This window comes from Lysobacter luteus (genome assembly GCF_907164845.1).
Taxonomy (GTDB): domain Bacteria; phylum Pseudomonadota; class Gammaproteobacteria; order Xanthomonadales; family Xanthomonadaceae; genus Novilysobacter; species Novilysobacter luteus.
On sequence record NZ_OU015430.1, the window covers coordinates 2,512,458 to 2,528,566 of the forward strand.

Genomic DNA, 16,109 nt, shown 5'->3' on the forward strand with positions numbered 1-16,109 from the left:
GCCATGGCCCACCACAGCCGCCTGGCCGGCTTCATCATCGACAGCCGCAGCGACGACCTCGACACCACGGCCCGCTTCTGGAGCGCCGCGCTCGGCCTGCGGGTGGCCGACCCCGATTCGGGCGGCACCGGCCAGTACGCCGAGTTCGCTGGCGTGCCGGGTGACCTGCACGTGGAGGTGCAGAAGGTCGACCACCCCTCGCGCGTCCACCTGGACATCGAGACCGACGACATCGACGCCGAGGTGGCGCGACTGGAGGCGCTCGGCGCCACCCGCGTCGCGTTCGTCAAACGTTGGTGGGTGATGCAGGCGCCCGACGGCCAACGCTTCTGCGTAGTGCCCCTGCGCGACGACAACGGCCGGCCGGCGCCCCACCGCTGGGACTAGCGGTCCACCCGCTCGGTATCGTCGACCACCACGCGGTCGCGCCCGCCGGCCTTGGCCCGGTACAGCGCCTGGTCGGCGCGCTGGAAGACCTCCTCCGGCAGGTCCCGCGACGGGTCGCCGGCGGCGACGCCGGCTGACAGGGTCAACGTAAACGGCAGCGCCAGCAGTGCCACGCTCTGGCGGATGCGTTCGGCGATCTCCGCCGCACTGGCGAGCGAGGTTGACGGCAACACCACCAGGAACTCCTCGCCACCGAAACGCACCGCGACGTCGTCAGCCCGGATGGCTGCCGCCACCGCGGCCGCGGCCTGGCGCAACGCGTTGTCGCCCAGCAGGTGGCCGTGGCGGTCGTTGACCTGCTTGAAGTGGTCGATGTCGAGCAGCATCAGGCAATACGGGCCGGCCGCCAGCCGCGCGAGCGCCTGCGGGCTTTGCCGCAGTTGCGCCAGAGCGTCGCGGTTGAGCAGGCCGGTCAGCGTGTCGTGGGTCGCGCGGTGCTCGAGAGCGCGGGTCATGTCGCGGTGCTCGGTCAGTTCAAGCTGCTGCTGGCGCGCGTGGCGGTCCAGTTCCAGCAGGCGCTGCGCCTGCCGGGCCAGGATCTCCAGGCCTTCGTGCTGGCGGGCATCCAGCGTCCGGGCGACCAGGTCGAGGACGCAGATCGCCCCGATCGGGTGGCCTTCGGCGTCGCACAGCGCGCGGCCGGCGTAGAACCGCGCGGCACCGCCGGCGATCGGGAACGTCCGGGCTTCACCCGCCGGGATGTCGTCGACCACCAGCGTGGCGCCAGGGTCGGCCATCGCACGTTCGCTCAGTGCGTTGTCGCGCGGCAGCGCGTCCCGTACTACGCCGGTGCCCGCCTCCAGGCGGAACCACCCGCCATCCACCAGCGCGATGGCCGCGGCCGGCGCGTCGCACAGCAGGGCGGCAAGCCGCACGATGTCACCCAGCGCCTCGTCGCCGCGCCCCGTGGGAGGCACGGGCGCGCCGCCGGCGGTGTCGATGTCGACACCGGGCACCAGGCGATCGGGCACGCGTGACAGGAGGCTGGAAGACATGGGCGGGGGCGGCGGGTTCCTGCGCAGGGTAACGGTCGCCCTACCGCTGTCCCGTGATGGACGCCCCACTCGACGGCGCGCCGCCGCATGCGTTCAGGCAGTCGGCGCGCTGTTGTTGTCGCGTTCCGCCGCGGTCAATCCGCGCGGCTGGCCGACTTCTCGGCGTCGGCCGCACGCATCGCCGCCAGCGCGGCAAGCACGTCCTCGTTGGCGACATCAGGCGCACTGGCGACCACGCCGTCGGCGGGGTCCAGGCCATCGCGCTTGATCGCGGCGATCCGCAGCCCGGCGTCGCGTGGCGAGTCGAATCCCTCGCTCTGCAGCAACACGCGATCGCCCTGCACCAGCTTGAAGTAGAACCGGCCGTCGGCCTCCCGGTACTGCTTGAACTGCGGGAGCGCGACGGGGCGCGTGGGTGCGCCGGCGCCGCGCGCGTCTGCGCCAGCGGCGAGGTTGCGCAGCCCGACCGCATCGCGCAACGCGCGCAGGGTCGGCAGCGCGCGTTCCTCGCGCAGGCGGGCCGCGCCCGCGCGCAGGATCTCCTCGATCTGCGCCGGCTGCGCGATCAGCGCCTCGTACTTCTCCCGCAGCGGGGCGACCTCGGCGTCGATGCGCTCGAACAGCGCTGCCTTCGCGTCACCCCAGGCGATGCCGTCGGCGAACGCCTGGCGCATCGCCGACGTCTCCCCGGTCGATGCAAACGCGCGGTACAGCTGGAACACGTTCGAAGTGTCGGCATCCTTGGCCTCCCCTGGCGCACGCGAGTCGGTGACGATCGAATAGATCAGCTTCCTGAGCTCCCCGCGCGGCGCGAACAGCGGGATGGTGTTGTCGTAGCTCTTGCTCATCTTGCGACCGTCGAGCCCCGGCAGCGTCGCCACCTGCTCCTCGATCACGACCTCGGGCAACACGAAGTGCTCGCCGTACAGGTGGTTGAAGCGCTGGGCAAAGTCGCGCGCCATTTCGATGTGCTGGATCTGGTCGCGCCCGACCGGCACCTTGTGCGCGTTGAACAGCAAAATGTCGGCGGCCATCAGCACCGGGTACATGAACAACCCGGCGGTCACGCCCGCATCGTCGTCCTCGCCGGCCTCGCGGTTGCGGTCCACCGCGGCCTTGTAGGCGTGTGCGCGGTTGAGGATGCCCTTGCCGGCGACGCAGGTCAGCAGCCAGGTCAGCTCGGTGGTCTCGGGGATATCGGACTGGCGGTAGAAGCGCACCTGGTCGGGCTCGAGCCCGCAGGCGAGCCAGCTGGCGGCGATCTCCAGCGTCGAGCGCTGCACGCGCGCCGGGTCCTGCACCTTGATCAGCGCGTGGTAGTCGGCAAGGAAGTAGTAGCTCTCCACGCCCGGCTCGCGGCTGGCGGCGATCGCCGGCCGGATCGCGCCGACGTAGTTGCCCAGGTGGGGGGTGCCGGAGGTGGTGATGCCGGTGAGGACGCGAGTGGGCTGCATGACGCTTGCAATGGCGGACGGCCCGCCAGTCTAGCGCGGCGCCGCGTGCGGACCGGACCCGCGACCGGTGTGCCGCCTCGCTCGCCACAAAAGGCAACGGGCCGTTTCCGGCCCGTTGCGGGTGAGCCTGCAAATCGGTCAGTGCAGGGTGTCGCTGAAGTCCCGCACCTCGCGGTCGGCGCGGTCGCGGTTCCAGCCGTAGCGCTCCTGCAGGCGGCCCGACAGGTATTCGGCGTTGCCCTCGGCGACGTCGAAGTCGTCGTCGGTCAGGTCGCCCCAGCGTGCCTGGGCCTTGCCCTTGAGCTGGGACCACTTGCCGGAAATGATGTCCTTGTTCATGCGTTGCCTCCTCTTGCGTGTGGGGAAGCGGTACGTCGCCGTACCACGCCTCCACCATCGCCGACCGGACATTCGCGCGGGGTGTCGGTGGCGTTAAGCGGCGATGAGTCCGAGGCCCACACAAGCGAAAGGCCGGATTGCTCCGGCCTTCCGTTCATTCCGTCGGTGCGGGGATCAGCACTCGTCGGAGGTATCGCAATCGATGTGGCCTTCGGCCTCGTCCTCGATCTTGTCACCGGCGGCTTCGATGTCCTCACCCACGCCGGCCATGGTGTTGCAGGCGGTGAGGGTGCCCATCGAGAACAGGGACAGCAGCAGCAGGGCGAGCAGACGCTTCATGGGGAATCTCCTAGGCAATGGGCTTGGACGGGGCCGCGCGTGTTGCGGAACACGACCGTGGCCGAACATTGCGTAGGCAGGCGTGAAGCGCGCGTGCAGCCGCGGCGCGCGGCGACGCGCCCGTTCAGCCGCGTCAGTCGCGCATCAACGTGGACTTGCCGAACAGGCTCTCGACCAGGTCGATCGCGACCAGCGCGGTGGCGTTGTTGCGGTCGAGGATCGGGTTCAGCTCCATGATGTCGAGCGAGGCCATCCGGCCGCTGTCGGCGATCATCTCCATGCACAGCTGCGCTTCGCGGTAGTTCGGGCCGCCCGGCACGGTGGTGCCGACACCCGGCGCGACGCTGGGGTCGAGGAAGTCGACGTCGAAGCTGACGTGCAAGTGGGTGTCGTCGTCCATGCCGTCCAGCGCTTCCTCCATGACGCGCTTCATCCCTACCTCGTCGATGTAGCGCATGTCGTAGATGTCCAGGCCGTGCTCCTTGACCAGCTTCTTCTCGCCCTGGTCGACCGAGCGGATGCCGATCTGCCGCACCACGTCGGGCGTGATCGCCGGCGCGTCACCGCCGAGGTGGGTCAGTTCGCGCGGGCCCAGGCCGCACAGGCACGCCACCGGCATGCCGTGGATGTTGCCCGACGGGGTGACCTGGCTGGTGTTGAAGTCGGCGTGGGCGTCCAGCCACAGCACGCGCAGCTTCTTGCCGGCCTCGCGGCAGTAGCGCGCGACGCCGGTGATCGAGCCCAGGCCAAGGCAGTGGTCACCGCCCAGCAGGATCGGCATGCGGCCGCCGGCGAGCTCGGCGTGCATCGCCTCCATCACCAGCCGGTTCCACTCGGTCACTTCGTTCAGGTGGCGGTAGCCCTCGACCGGACCCAGCCAAGGGTTGCGTGGGCCTTCGAGGTTGCCGCGGTCCAGCACGTCCACGCCGCGGGCAGCCAGCGCCTCGCCCAGCCCCGCGATACGCAGCGCCTCCGGCCCCAGCCGTGCGCCGCGGTCGCCGGCACCGACGTCGGTGGGCGCGCCAATGATCGAAACAGGGGGATGGATGCGGCTCATGGCAGTCTCCTTGACCTGGTGCCGGCTGTCAGAGTCGAACTGACGACCTACCGCTTACAAGGCGGTTGCTCTACCAACTGAGCTAAGCCGGCGAAACGGCCATTCTAACGCGGACGCCCGCGCCTTCCGCGGTCAGGGCGCGACCGGTTCGGGCTCGGCCAGCGCACCGCAGTCCACCGGTTGCCCCGGCGTCTCGATGCGCCGCTGCGTGTCCGCGGCGTCGAAACCGGCCGGCACCGACACATCCAGCCAGTGCCGCACGGGACCGGCACCAACCGGCACCGTCTCGACCGCGAACCCCGCCTCGCGCAGCGCCGTGGCGCGCTCCTGCGCCGACGCCTCGTTGCGATAGAGCCCCAGCGCGACCGCGCGCGCGTCCTCGCCGTCGCGGATCACGAACCAGTCGCGGAACCCGGCCGCGGCAATGCGTTGTGCGGCCGCCTCGGCGGCCGCGATGTCGGCCGCGGCCGGCAGGATCACCTTCCAGCTGCGCGCGTCACCGGGGTAGTCGCGGTACGGGCGCACCTGGATCACGCGCGGTGCCAGTTGCTCGCGCGCCGCGCCGGCTTCGGCCGCCGTGGCGAAAGGACCGAACCGCAGGCAGCGGTCGACCACGGCCGCTGCGACCGGCGGCGGCGCCTCCGGGCGGGCCGGCAGTTCGGAAACCAGTTGCAGGCGGTGCACGCCCGGCGGCAGGGGCTCGACCGCTGGCGCCGCAGGGGCCGGGCGGTTGATCCACCACAGCGCGACGCCGAGGTTGAGCACGAGCAACATGACGATCAGGGCGCGGGTCAGCATCCGGCGATTCTAAGCAGCGCCGGGGGCCGGCACGACCGCGCTTGCCGGGCGTATCCAGCGCGCGAGGCCTTCCAGCACCAGATCCGGGTGCAGGTCGCCGGCAGGCAGGCGCGGTGCGAGGGCCGCCGCCCCGCCGCCGTGCAGCACCAGCCGCGGAGTTTCGCCGAGCAAACGCGCGGCGGACGCGAGGCTTTGTTCGACCAGCCCGATGGCGGCGCCCTGGCACCCCGATGCCAGCGCATCGTCGGTGTCGTCGGCGAACGCGTGGTACGTACCACCGACCGGCGCCAGCTGCGGCACGCGGTCGTGCAGGGCCTCGCGCATCAGGTCCGGCGATGGCGCGATGCGACCCCCGCGATGGCGACCGTCGGCATCCACCAGGTCGATCGTGATCGCAGTGCCGACCCCGCAGACCAGCACCGCGCCGGACCCGGCGGCGCAGGCCCCGAGCATCGCCAGGAAGCGGTCGACGCCGAGCTGCGACGGGTCGGCGTACGCGACCCGCAGACCGTCCCACCGGCTGGTCGTGGTTGCCAGCGAGATCCGCCGCGCACGCCGCGTCAGGGCGTCCAGCAGCGCGACCCGCAGCGGTTCGCCGGCGACGCTGGCCACGGTCGCGGTGCCGATCGAAGCCGGCAGTCGGCGCTCTATCTCGGCGCCCAGGTCCGTGCCGCGATGGGTGATCGCCAGCACCGGGCCGAGCCGGCCGTCGTCGTCGACTGGCGCCGCCTTCAGGCGCGTGTTGCCGAGGTCGAACACCCAGCCGCTCATGTCCGGTCCGTCCGGCGCACACTGACCTCGCCGGCGTGGAAGCCGCGCTCACTGCCGTCGTCCAGCCGCAACCGCAGCGCGCCGTCTTCGGCCAGCCCGAGCACGACGCCGGACCACCGCTCCTGCGGGCCGACGACATCGACCTGGCATCCGGCAAGCGCGTCCAGCGCCTGGTAGCGCGGCAGGAACGGCGCCAGCCCGACCGCGTCGAACTCGTCCAGGGCTTCGACCCAGTGTTCGATCACCGCGGCCGCGAGTGCGTTGCGCGACGACAGCGGCGGCGAACCGTCCAATGACAGGCCGCACAGGTCGCACCACGGCTGGTCGATCCGTGAGGCGAACCCGTCGGGCATGCGCACGTTGAGGCCCAGCCCGATCACCGCGCGCACCGGGCCGGCATGTTCACCACCGCCTTCGACCAGCAGGCCGCCGAGCTTGCGCATGCCGTCGCCACCGGACACCACGATGTCGTTGGGCCACTTCAGCCGCGCACCGACGAAACCAAGCCCATGGAGCGCCTCGACCGTCGCGATGCCGGCCACGAGGCTCAGCCCGCCCAGCCGTGAGAGGCCGCCGGCGAAACCGCGGGACAACGACAGGTACAGGTGCGCGGCCAGCGGCGATGCCCATTCGCGTCCGCGGCGGCCGCGCCCACCGGTCTGCCGTTCGGCCAGCAGTACCGTCGCGGTGCCGCCGGCGCCTTCGGCAAGGGGGCGCCGCAGCAGCTCGCTGTTGGTGGAATCGATCGTCCACGCGACCTCGACCGCCGCGGTGCGCGCACGGACCGCCGGCGGCAGGTGCGCGGCGATCGCGTCGGTGTCGAGCAGGTCGAACGGCTGTGCCAGCGCATAGCCGCGCCCGGCCTGGGCCTCGATCGGCACGCCGGCCTCGCGCAGTGCCTCGACCCGCTTCCAGATCGAGGCGCGGGTCTGGCCGGTCTCGCGGGCCAGGGTGTCGCCGGACACGGGACCTTCGATCAGGCGCGCGAGCAGCGTGCGCTCATCCATGGGCGGGGGTTCCGACAGCAAGGCACGGGGGGCGGATAACAGGCATGGGGCGATTATGCCGGGCCGCCAAGGCCCGGTTGTCGCTGCCCTGCAGCACCCGGCCACCCGCTGCCGGATTTCGCGTTATAGTCGCCAACTGACCGGATTCCGGCCCGAGGCTTGCCATGCTGCGACTCTGCATCTGCCTGGTGTTCATTGCGCTCAGCGCCGGCGTCGCCGCCCGCGAGATCAAGATGAGCTCGCCCAACAGCGGTGCCTGCAAGGACGCCGCGGTCGTCGCGAAGGGCGAGCCCGCCGCGGTGCCCGCCCGCGCCGAGGCGCGCGAAACCCGGATCAAGCCGAGCATCCACAGCGACACCGCCACCCGGGTGAGTTCGCCGCGCTGGCACAGCTTCCTGCCCGGCATGTTCCGCTGAGCCGCGCGGCCCGGTTTGCTCGACCTGCTCCGGCGCTGGTGGCGCCCGCCACCGACCCCCATTCCCCTTCCCCTGTGGCGCGACATTCGCGCGGCACTGCCGTGGGCGGCCGCACTCGACCCGGCCCGTGACGCGCGGCTGCAATCGCTGGCCGCCCGCTTCCTGCACGACAAGGCGATCACCCCGGTCGGCGACCTCGCGCTCGACCCGCTCCAGCGCGGCATGCTCGCCGCCGCGTGTTGCCTGCCCCTGCTGGAGTTCGGCGAGGAAGGCCTGCACGGCTGGTCCCAGCTGATCGTCTATCCCGACGCGTTCCGGGTGCAGCGCAGCCATGTCGATGCCGCGGGCGTATTGCACGAAGGGCACGACGAGCTGATCGGCGAGGCCTGGGAGGCGGGTCCGGTGGTGTTGTCCTGGGCCGACGTGCAGGCCGACTGCGACGAACCGCGCGCCGGCTTCTGCGTCGCCGCCCACGAGATCGCCCACAAGCTCGACAGCCTCGACGGCGTGCTCGATGGCACCCCGCCCCTGCCGCGGCCCTGGCAGCGGACGTGGGCGCGTGATTTCCAGCGCGCGTTCGACGGGTTCGTCGCCCAGGTCGAGGCGGGAACCCCGACCGCGATCGACAGCTACGCGGCCGAGGCGCCCGAGGAGTTCTTCGCGGTGGCCACCGAGTACCACTTCAGCGATCCCGCCACGCTGCGTGCGGCGCTGCCGGACGTGGCGGCACATCTGGAGCGGCTGTACGGCCCACCTCCGTTCGCGTAACCGGCACCTACAACCGCGGCGGCAACTGCACCTCGAAGCGTGCACCGCCAAGCTCGTCCGACTTGCGCACATCGAGCGTGCCGCGGTAGCCGTGGACCAGGTCCTGCACGATCGACAGGCCGATGCCGTGGCCCTGCACGCGCTCGTCGCCGCGCACGCCGCGCTGCAGCACCAGCGCGACCTTCTCCGGCGGGATGCCGGGGCCGTCGTCATCGACCGCGATCATCAGGCCCGGGCGCCGGTTGGGCGCGGTCTCGCCGGGCTTGACGGTCAGCAGCACGCGCGACTTCGCCCACTTGAAGGCGTTCTCCAGCAGGTTGCCAAGCAGCTCCTGCAGGTCGCCAGGCTCGCCCAGGAACTGCACGCCCTCGGCGACGTCGAACTCGCACAGCACGCCCTTGCCGGCGTACACCTTCTCCAGGCTGCGCACGAGCTCCTCGGCGTGCGGCTCGACGTCGACCGGCGCGGCGAACAGCGTGTGGCCACCCGACGCCGCGCGGGCCAGCTGGTACGACACGAGGTCGTTCATGCGCCGCAGCTGGGCGTCGACCTCGTCGCGCAGCTCGGCCTCCGGCGCGTTGTCGTCCAACCGTGCGCGCAGCACCGCCAGCGGCGTCTTCAGGCTGTGGGCGAGGTCGGCCAGCGTGTTGCGTTGCTGGTCGAGGTTCTGCCGCTCGCTTTCGATGAAGGCGTTGATGCTTTCGGCCAGCGGTTCGAGTTCGCGCGGGTGGCGCTCGCTCATGCGCGAGGCCAGGCCGCGCTGGACGCGCTTGAGCTCGGTGATGACCCGGCGCAGCGGCAGCAGGCTCCAGCGCAGGATCACCGCCTGCAACAGCAGCAGGATCAGCCCCGCGCCACCCAGGTAACGCCACAGCGCCGCGCGGAACACCTCGACCTGCCGGCTCAGCGCGGTGGTGTCCTCGAGGATGTAGACGGTGTACGGCACTTCGGCGGTGGGGTCGTCGCCGCTGGCATAGACCAGGCCGCGGCCGTAGCGGTACACCTCGCCGATCTCGCCGCTGATCTCGGTGATCGGCAACTGGCGCTCGAAGACCTCCTCGCGCGCACCGAGCATGTCCGCCGGCGGCAGCATCGGGCCGACCGACGAGGCCGAGTCCCAGTGCTGGCCGTCGGCGAGCACGACCTCGGCATACAGGCCGCTGCCGGGACGGTCGAACCGCGGGTCGGGCGAGGTGTAGGGCGGGATGAAGGTGCCGTCGCGCGCAAACTCGCTGTCGGCATAGGCCAGCGCGTAGCTGCGCAGCCGCTGGCGGAGGTTGCTTTCGGCCGTGTCCAGGAACGCGCGGTCCAGCGCGTAGCCGGCCAGCGCGAGGAACGCCACCAGGCCCAGGCTGGCGCCCAGCAGCTGGCGCGCCTGCAACGAACGCGGCCGGCCCCAGCTCATCGCACGGGGCCGGCCGGGGCCGGTATCGGGTTGGATGCTGCGCGGGCGCAGGGGACGGTCATCGGCATGCGCGGCACGTTACAAGGCCGCCGGCGCCGATGCGAGCGCCCGGCACCACGCGCGCGGTTACTCGCCGCTGCGCGGAATCGCGAAGCGATAGCCGCGGCCGCGGACGGTCTCGATCGGCTTGAGCGCACCATCGGGGTCGAGCTTCTTGCGCAACCGGCCGATGAAGACCTCGAGCACGTTGGAGTCGCGATCGAAATCCTGCTGGTAGATGTGCTCGGTCAGGTCGGCCTTCGAGACCAGCTCACCGGCGTGCATCATCAGGTACTCGAGCACCTTGTACTCGTAGCTGGTCAGGTCGACGTTGCTGCCGTTGACGCTGACGGTCTGCGCGGCGAGGTCGAGCGTGACCGGACCGCACTCCAGGGTCGGCTTGCTCCAGCCGGCGGCGCGGCGGACCAGCGCATTGAGCCGTGCCAGCAGTTCCTCGACGTGGAAGGGTTTGACCAGGTAGTCGTCGGCGCCCTGCTTGAGGCCCTCGACCTTGTCCTGCCAGCTCGAGCGCGCGGTCAGGATCAGCACCGGGAACTTCTTGCCTTCCTCGCGCAGCGCCTTGACCAGTTCCATGCCCGACATCTTCGGCAGGCCGAGGTCGATGATGCCCAGGTCGAACGGCACCTCGCGGCCCATGTACAGGCCTTCCTCGCCGTCCTGCGCCGCGTCGACGGCGAAACCTTCGCGCTTCAGGCGGGCGGCCAGGGTCTCGCGCAGCGGGGCTTCGTCTTCAACCAGCAGGATGCGCATGGGTACTCCTTGTACGGGTCGGTCGGCGCCGCTGAACAGGGGCCGTTGGCTGGATCGTGGACGTTCAGTTGTCGTCGCCGCGTGTACGGGACGGCTGTGGCGCCGGCCGTCCGCGCGGGTCATCGACGTATACCCTGACCCGGCCGTTGGCGTCGACCACCTTGATGCGGTTGATGTCGCGGCCGTCGTAGGGAACCCGCTCGGCGCTGAGGACCTGGCCGCCGGTGCGGCGCTCGACCCGGCGCACGGCGGCCGACAGCGCGGTGTGGTCGGCGTCGCGCTCGTGGCCGTGGCCCTGGTGGTCACGGCCGGCCCGGCGCTCGGCGAGCTCGCGGTTGGACTCGCGCGAGTTGTCGCGGGTGCGCTGGGCCAGGGCGTCACTGGCCGAGACGGTGGTCAGCAGCAGCAGGACGACGATGGTGGCGCTACGGATCGACATGGACACTCCGGGTGCCGCGAGGGTGCGCGGGACGGGCGTTGAAGAGGATGACGGCCATTCTTGGAAGCAGGCGGTGAATCCGATCTGAACTTTTTCTTCACACCGTGGTCGCGGTTCAGGCCCGGCCACGTTACCCGTTGCGGGTGCTTCAGTAGACCTCCCCGATGCAGCAGCGCAGCGAACCGCCGCCGGCTTCGATCGCGTCGATGCCAACGGTGTGCAGCGCGAACCCGGCGGCCGCGAGCGCCTCGCGCGTCGCCGGCGCCAGCGCGCGGCCGGCGCCGTCGCTCATCCACACGGTGTCTTCCGACAGTGCGATCGCGTTACCCGCGAACGCGGCGTGCTCGGCCGGCGACAGCATGATTGCGTGCGGCGCGTACAGCGCGGCGATCGCGTCGACCACCGCCGGGTCGGCGAATCCGCCCGGGCAGACCATCGCCGCGCGACCGGCCAGCACGGCGAGCACGACGTTGGTGTGGTATTCGCCGTCGGCGAGGTCGAACACCAGCGTCGCGCGCATGCCGAGCGCCTCGTGCATCAGGCGCGCGCCCTCCGCGTCGCAGCGCTCCGACAGTCCGGCGAACCCCAGTCCGCGCGCGCGGTCGATCACCAGCGCGCCGGTCAGTTCGCACGGATGCGGCTGGGTCGACAGGTCGATCTCGGCGTAGTCGAGCACCCCACCGAAGAACCCGCGGATGTCGGCGCGGGTCGCCTCGCGCTGGCGCACCGGGTGGCGCATGCGTCCGACCACGTAGCGGCCCGCGGTGGTGGCGAACACGTTGTTGGGGAACAGCGCATCCGGGGTTTCGGGGTCGCCGGCGAAGCACACCGCCGGCAGCACCTGCGCGATGGCGCGGTGGAGGTCGCGGTGCTGCGCCGAAGCGCGCGCGGCGTCGAAGGCGCCGGCGTCGGCCATGTAGTGGTTGTCGGCCGCCGACTGGCCCGCCAGGCGGAAACCGTCCGGCGCTACCAGGAAGGCCGCGCGCGCGGTGGCGGGTCCGAAGTCGGACGGTGCACGGCGCGCGGCGGCGAGGAACTGCTCGATATCGCGCGTGATCATCCAGAAGCCTGTGGAAGCGATGGCGCGGTTGGCGCGGCGAACGACTCGGTCACCGCGAGGGCGCGCTCCACCAGCGACCAGTCGGCTCCGGGCCGGTGGGCACCTTCGCTGAGCACCTGGCGGAATGCGCGGCCCCCGCGCTCGCCGGCAAACAGCCCCAGCAGGTGCCGGGTGATGTGCTTGAGGAACACCCCGCTCGCGAGCTGCGCCTCGACGTAGGGTTGCAACGCGCGCAGCAGTTCGGCGCGGCTGCGCAGCTCGCCCCCGAACCACGCCACGTCGAGCCGGTGCAGCAGGTAGGGCGTGTGGTAGGCCGCGCGGCCAAGCATCGCCCCCTCGACGTGCTGCAGGTGCGCGGTCGCCTCCTCGGCGGTGGCGATGCCGCCATTGACCAGCACCTGCAGGTCGGGGCGTTCGCGCTTGAGCCGGTAGGCCCAGTCGTAACGCAACGGCGGGACCTCCCGGTTCTCCTTCGGGCTGAGGCCCTGCAGCCAGGCGTTGCGTGCATGCACCACGAACATCCGGCAGCCGCCCGCGGCGACCTCGTCGATGAAGGCACGGAAGCGGCCGTAGTCGTGGTCGTCGTCCACGCCGAGCCGGCACTTGACCGTGACCGGCACGTCGCAGGCTTCGACCATGGCTGCGACAGATGCCGCCACCAGCGTGGGCTCGCGCATCAGGCACGCGCCGAAACGCCCGGCCTGGACCCGGTCGGACGGACAGCCGCAATTGAGGTTGATCTCGTCGAACCCGGCCTCGGCGCCAAGGCGTGCGGCCCGGGCCAGCAACTCCGGTTCACTGCCACCCAGCTGCAGCGCGACCGGGTGCTCCACCGGGTCCAGCGCCAGCAGCCGCCCACGATCGCCGTGGATGACGGCGTTGGCGTGCACCATCTCGGTGTACAGCCGCGCGTGCGGCGCCAGCAACCGGTGGAAGACCCGGCAGTGGGTGTCGGTCCAGTCCATCATCGGGGCGACGGACAGGCGCAACTGGTCGGGAGCGATGACGGCGGTGCTGGGCATCGCCGCAATTGTACGGGCCGGCCGCGGCGGGCCGGGCCGGTTTCGGCGTTGGGGATCAGCCGCCGCGCCCGTTGCCCTTGCCGTTGCCGTTGCTGTTGCCGTTGCTGTTGCCGTTGCCGTTGCCGTTATTTCCGCGGCCCTTGTCGGCATTGCCTTTGTTGCCGTTGCCATTGTTGCCGGCGTTACCCTTGTCGCCGCGGTTGCCGTTGCCTTTGCCGCTGTTGCCACGGCCCTTGTCGGCATTGCCGGCGTTGGCGTTTCCGTTTCCATTTCCACGGTTGGCATTGGCGTTGCCGCGGTTGCCGTCGTTGCCGTCGTTGCCGCGACCGGCGTTGCCGGCATTGCCGGCATTGCCACGGTTGCCCCGGTCGTCATCATCGTCGCGGCGCCAGTTGCGGTCGTCCCGACCCTCGCGGATAAGGCGGGCTCGCTCGGGGTAATCGTCGTAGAGGTCGTCGTCGATCCGGATCGGGCGACCCCAGCGGTCATAGCTGGACACGAAGCCGCGCTTGAGCTGGTGGAACTCGGCCGAGCCAGGCTTGATGCCCATGCGCTGGGCAAGCGCGCCCCAGCCTTCACCGCGGCCATCGCGTTCCCACTCGTCGACGACGTAACGGCACGGACGGCCGACCACCTGGGCGATCGCGCAGGCGTAGTACACGTCGCCCGGTTCCCAGTCGCGCTCCAGCAGCAGCGAGGTCACCAGATCCCGCGGCGCGCCGTAGTAGCGGACCATCTCATCGACGAACGGTTGCTGGTAACGGCCGCCGTACCGGTTGATGTCGTCCAGCCAAGTGTCCACCCACACGTCGCCGGTGCGCGGATCCCAGTTGACGGTCTGGGCCGAAGCGGTGCCCAGGCCTGCCGCCGCGGCAAGCGCCGTGGTCAGGCCGAGCGTGCGGAGCAAGCGGGTTGCCGATTTCATGGGGTGTCTCCTGCGGGCCGGGAGTGCCGATCCTCCGCATCCGGGGTGAACGGGTTCTGAAATCGGCCGATGCCGGTCAGCGGGTGATCACGAACTTGCCGAAAGCAACGCCCAGGCTCCAGCCCTCGCCCTTGCCGGCCAGCGCCAGCGAGACATCGCCCTTGGTCATGACCTGGGCCTTGCTCGACTTGCCGGCGCTGGCGTGCGCCTCGGCGCTGACATACGTGCCCAGCACGTCGTCGATGCTGTCGATGCCGGAGAACTCGCCGCGGCCGTCCTCGATCTTGGTCTTTCCGAAGGTCAGGCCGCCGCCCTTGGTGCTGATCTGCACCGCCATGCTCTGGCCGTTGTCGCAACTCACCGTGCCGCTGCCCTTGCCGGTCTTGTAGAACGCCGACCAGCCCGACAGGTCGAAGCGCAGTTCGCAGTCGATGGACCCGTCGGCCGCGGCGGGGGCGGACGTGACGGCCAGCAGCAGGCCGGCGACGAGTGCGATGGGAGCAAGGCGCTGGTTCATGGGATTCCCCGATGGTGGATGCCCGCAGGCTACCCGATCCGGATGCCGGCGTTCATGCCGCGGCGCGGCACCGGGCACCAACGAAAACGGCACCGCGCAGACGGTGCCGTTTCCTGGAACTGCGACCGGCTGGGGGTCAATCGTCCCAGCGGTCGCGGCGGCGACGATCGTCGCGGTCATACCGGTCGTAGCGGTTGTAACGGTCGTAGCGGCTGTAGCGGTCGCGTCGGTCATGGCGGTCGCGGTCGTAGCGGGCGTCATAGTAATGCCCCTGGACCTTGCACTTGCCGTGCTTGTTGCACTTCACCCGGGTGTTGCCGGGGCCGTTGCGGTAGTAGCCGTGCGCCACGCCGTAAGGCGGGCCCGGGCGATAGGCGCGATTGACCTGGCGGTAGTAGGTCGGGCGGCCGTACCGGTCGCGCACCACGATCAGGCGATCGTTGTGGCCGTAGTTGCCGTGCCGGTAATAGGGCTGGCCGCTGCGGAAGATCACATCGGCGACGTCGACGATGACGCGCGCGATGTCCTGGCTGCTCTGCGCCTGGGCCGGGGCCGGCGCCATCGCGAAGACGCCGAAACCGGCAGCGAGGACGACCGGGGCGAGCCAGCGGGAAAGGGTCGATGCGATGGCCATGGGAACTCCTGGGTTCGCCCGCGGCGGCGGGCACGGATCGACCATGCCCGGGCAACCGTGAACCGGTTTTTAATATTTGGCCGACATCGCCTTCACGCTCAGCAATCGTTCCGGAACCCACCCGAGCGCGCGGCCTGCGCCAGCGCCGCTACCGCCGCAGGCAGTTCCCCGGCGGTGGCGACAATGCGCACGCGGGGTTCGTCGGCCGCGATCTCCACCCCGGTCTCGTGCGCCCAGGTGGTGTGGTACGGCACGTGGATGCCCCATCCACCGAGCGCCAGCACCGGTGCGATGTCCGAACGCAACGAGTTGCCGATCATCACGAAGCGGTGGGCCGGCAGGTCGAACTCCTCCAGCAGCCGCGCGTAGGTGGGCGGGTCCTTCTCGCTGACGATCTCGATGCGCCGGAACAGGCCGGCCAGCCCGCAGTCGCGGACCTTCGCTTCCTGGTGGAACAGGTCGCCCTTGGTGATCAGCACGACCTCGAAGTCGGCGGCGATCGCCTCGACCGCTTCGCGCACGCCCGGCAGCAGTTCAACCGGATGCCGCAGCAGGTCCTTGCCGAGGCCGACGATGCGGTGCAGGTCGGTGGCCGCGATACGCGCGTCGGTCAGCTCGACGGCGGCCTCGATCATCGACAGCACCATGCCTTTGACGCCATAGCCGAACACCGCGATGTTGCGGCTTTCGACCTCGTACAGGCGCTCGTGCGCGCGTGCATCGGCCAGGTCGATGTAACGGCCCAGGATGCGCTCGAACTCGAGCTGGGCGGCGTCGAAGAAATCCTGGCTGCGCCAGAGGGTGTCGTCGGCATCGAAGCCGACCATCGCGATCGAATCCATCGGCCGAGTATGAAGGACGCCCGCGTCTCACCGTCGTGCAGCCCGACCCACGACGCACGAGGGC

Annotated in this window: 19 protein-coding genes, 1 tRNA gene and 1 pseudogene; 3 read left to right on the forward strand and 18 right to left on the reverse strand. The window is 70.7% G+C overall.

Annotation, left to right across the window (positions count from 1 at the left end):
* Positions 1 to 3 precede the first annotated feature (3 nt).
* Positions 4 to 387 carry a VOC family protein gene (locus KOD61_RS11795; RefSeq protein ID WP_215218853.1) on the forward strand — a complete coding sequence of 128 codons (384 nt, stop codon included), beginning with the start codon at positions 4 to 6 and terminating at the stop codon, positions 385 to 387.
* Here KOD61_RS11795 and KOD61_RS11800 read toward each other — a convergent pair.
* The 9 genes from KOD61_RS11800 to birA form a co-directional block, all read right to left on the reverse strand.
* A complete protein-coding gene (locus KOD61_RS11800) occupies positions 384 to 1,442 on the reverse strand; it encodes a GGDEF domain-containing protein (RefSeq protein WP_215218854.1) in 1,059 nt (352 codons plus the stop codon). The genes KOD61_RS11795 and KOD61_RS11800 overlap by 4 nt on opposite strands.
* 134 nt (positions 1,443 to 1,576) lie before the next feature.
* The gene (locus KOD61_RS11805) at positions 1,577 to 2,896 is read right to left on the reverse strand and encodes a tryptophan--tRNA ligase (RefSeq protein WP_215218855.1); all 1,320 of its coding nucleotides are present in this window, start codon (positions 2,894 to 2,896) and stop codon (positions 1,577 to 1,579) included.
* 138 nt (positions 2,897 to 3,034) lie between these two features.
* Positions 3,035 to 3,235 (reverse strand): CsbD family protein, encoded by a 201-nt coding sequence (locus KOD61_RS11810; protein WP_215218856.1) that lies wholly within the window; start codon positions 3,233 to 3,235, stop codon positions 3,035 to 3,037.
* Positions 3,236 to 3,409: 174 nt separating this feature from the next.
* On the reverse strand, positions 3,410 to 3,574 hold the full coding sequence (locus KOD61_RS11815) for an entericidin A/B family lipoprotein (protein ID WP_215218857.1): 165 nt from the start codon (positions 3,572 to 3,574) through the stop codon (positions 3,410 to 3,412).
* A 133-nt stretch (positions 3,575 to 3,707) separates the two neighbouring features.
* Entirely contained in the window at positions 3,708 to 4,631 is a 924-nt protein-coding gene (gene rocF / locus KOD61_RS11820) for an arginase (RefSeq protein ID WP_215218858.1), read from the reverse strand.
* Between the two features lie 16 nt (positions 4,632 to 4,647).
* A tRNA-Thr gene (locus KOD61_RS11825) sits at positions 4,648 to 4,723 on the reverse strand.
* 40 nt (positions 4,724 to 4,763) lie between these two features.
* A complete protein-coding gene (locus tag KOD61_RS11830; protein ID WP_215218859.1) occupies positions 4,764 to 5,429 on the reverse strand; it encodes an SPOR domain-containing protein in 666 nt (221 codons plus the stop codon).
* Between the two features lie 9 nt (positions 5,430 to 5,438).
* Positions 5,439 to 6,200 (reverse strand): type III pantothenate kinase, encoded by a 762-nt coding sequence (locus KOD61_RS11835; RefSeq protein ID WP_215218860.1) that lies wholly within the window; start codon positions 6,198 to 6,200, stop codon positions 5,439 to 5,441.
* Positions 6,197 to 7,207, reverse strand: coding sequence for a bifunctional biotin--[acetyl-CoA-carboxylase] ligase/biotin operon repressor BirA (birA, locus tag KOD61_RS11840; RefSeq protein WP_215218861.1), 1,011 nt, complete (start codon positions 7,205 to 7,207; stop codon positions 6,197 to 6,199). Before birA ends, KOD61_RS11835 begins: the two co-directional genes overlap by 4 nt.
* A gap of 164 nt (positions 7,208 to 7,371) precedes the next feature.
* Here birA and KOD61_RS11845 point away from each other — a divergent pair, with 164 nt between their 5' ends.
* Together KOD61_RS11845 and KOD61_RS11850 are read left to right on the forward strand one after the other, a co-directional pair.
* Positions 7,372 to 7,623, forward strand: a complete 252-nt coding sequence (locus tag KOD61_RS11845; protein WP_215218862.1) for a hypothetical protein — start codon at positions 7,372 to 7,374, stop codon at positions 7,621 to 7,623.
* A pseudogene (locus tag KOD61_RS11850) lies at positions 7,620 to 8,391 on the forward strand (M90 family metallopeptidase). The gene KOD61_RS11845 and the pseudogene KOD61_RS11850 overlap by 4 nt, the downstream one beginning before the upstream one ends.
* A gap of 7 nt (positions 8,392 to 8,398) precedes the next feature.
* Here the strand turns inward: KOD61_RS11850 and KOD61_RS11855 are convergent.
* The 9 genes from KOD61_RS11855 to KOD61_RS11895 all read right to left on the reverse strand — a co-directional run bounded on the left by KOD61_RS11855 (position 8,399) and on the right by KOD61_RS11895 (position 16,045).
* Complete coding sequence (locus KOD61_RS11855) at positions 8,399 to 9,796, reverse strand: ATP-binding protein (RefSeq protein WP_215218863.1); 1,398 nt, start codon at positions 9,794 to 9,796, stop codon at positions 8,399 to 8,401.
* Positions 9,797 to 9,922: 126 nt separating this feature from the next.
* A complete protein-coding gene (locus KOD61_RS11860) occupies positions 9,923 to 10,606 on the reverse strand; it encodes a response regulator transcription factor (RefSeq protein WP_215218864.1) in 684 nt (227 codons plus the stop codon).
* Between the two features lie 64 nt (positions 10,607 to 10,670).
* A complete protein-coding gene (locus KOD61_RS13045) occupies positions 10,671 to 11,045 on the reverse strand; it encodes a PepSY domain-containing protein (protein ID WP_251370592.1) in 375 nt (124 codons plus the stop codon).
* Positions 11,046 to 11,193: 148 nt separating this feature from the next.
* Positions 11,194 to 12,105 (reverse strand): arginine deiminase-related protein, encoded by a 912-nt coding sequence (locus KOD61_RS11870; protein WP_215218865.1) that lies wholly within the window; start codon positions 12,103 to 12,105, stop codon positions 11,194 to 11,196.
* Positions 12,102 to 13,127, reverse strand: coding sequence for a tRNA dihydrouridine(20/20a) synthase DusA (dusA, locus tag KOD61_RS11875; protein WP_215218866.1), 1,026 nt, complete (start codon positions 13,125 to 13,127; stop codon positions 12,102 to 12,104). Before dusA ends, KOD61_RS11870 begins: the two co-directional genes overlap by 4 nt.
* A gap of 55 nt (positions 13,128 to 13,182) precedes the next feature.
* Positions 13,183 to 14,052, reverse strand: coding sequence for a hypothetical protein (locus KOD61_RS11880; RefSeq protein WP_215218867.1), 870 nt, complete (start codon positions 14,050 to 14,052; stop codon positions 13,183 to 13,185).
* Between the two features lie 76 nt (positions 14,053 to 14,128).
* Positions 14,129 to 14,569 (reverse strand): hypothetical protein, encoded by a 441-nt coding sequence (locus tag KOD61_RS11885; protein ID WP_215218868.1) that lies wholly within the window; start codon positions 14,567 to 14,569, stop codon positions 14,129 to 14,131.
* A gap of 136 nt (positions 14,570 to 14,705) precedes the next feature.
* Complete coding sequence (locus KOD61_RS11890) at positions 14,706 to 15,203, reverse strand: hypothetical protein (RefSeq protein WP_215218869.1); 498 nt, start codon at positions 15,201 to 15,203, stop codon at positions 14,706 to 14,708.
* A 98-nt stretch (positions 15,204 to 15,301) separates the two neighbouring features.
* On the reverse strand, positions 15,302 to 16,045 hold the full coding sequence (locus KOD61_RS11895) for an HAD family hydrolase (protein ID WP_215218870.1): 744 nt from the start codon (positions 16,043 to 16,045) through the stop codon (positions 15,302 to 15,304).
* Positions 16,046 to 16,109 lie beyond the last annotated feature (64 nt).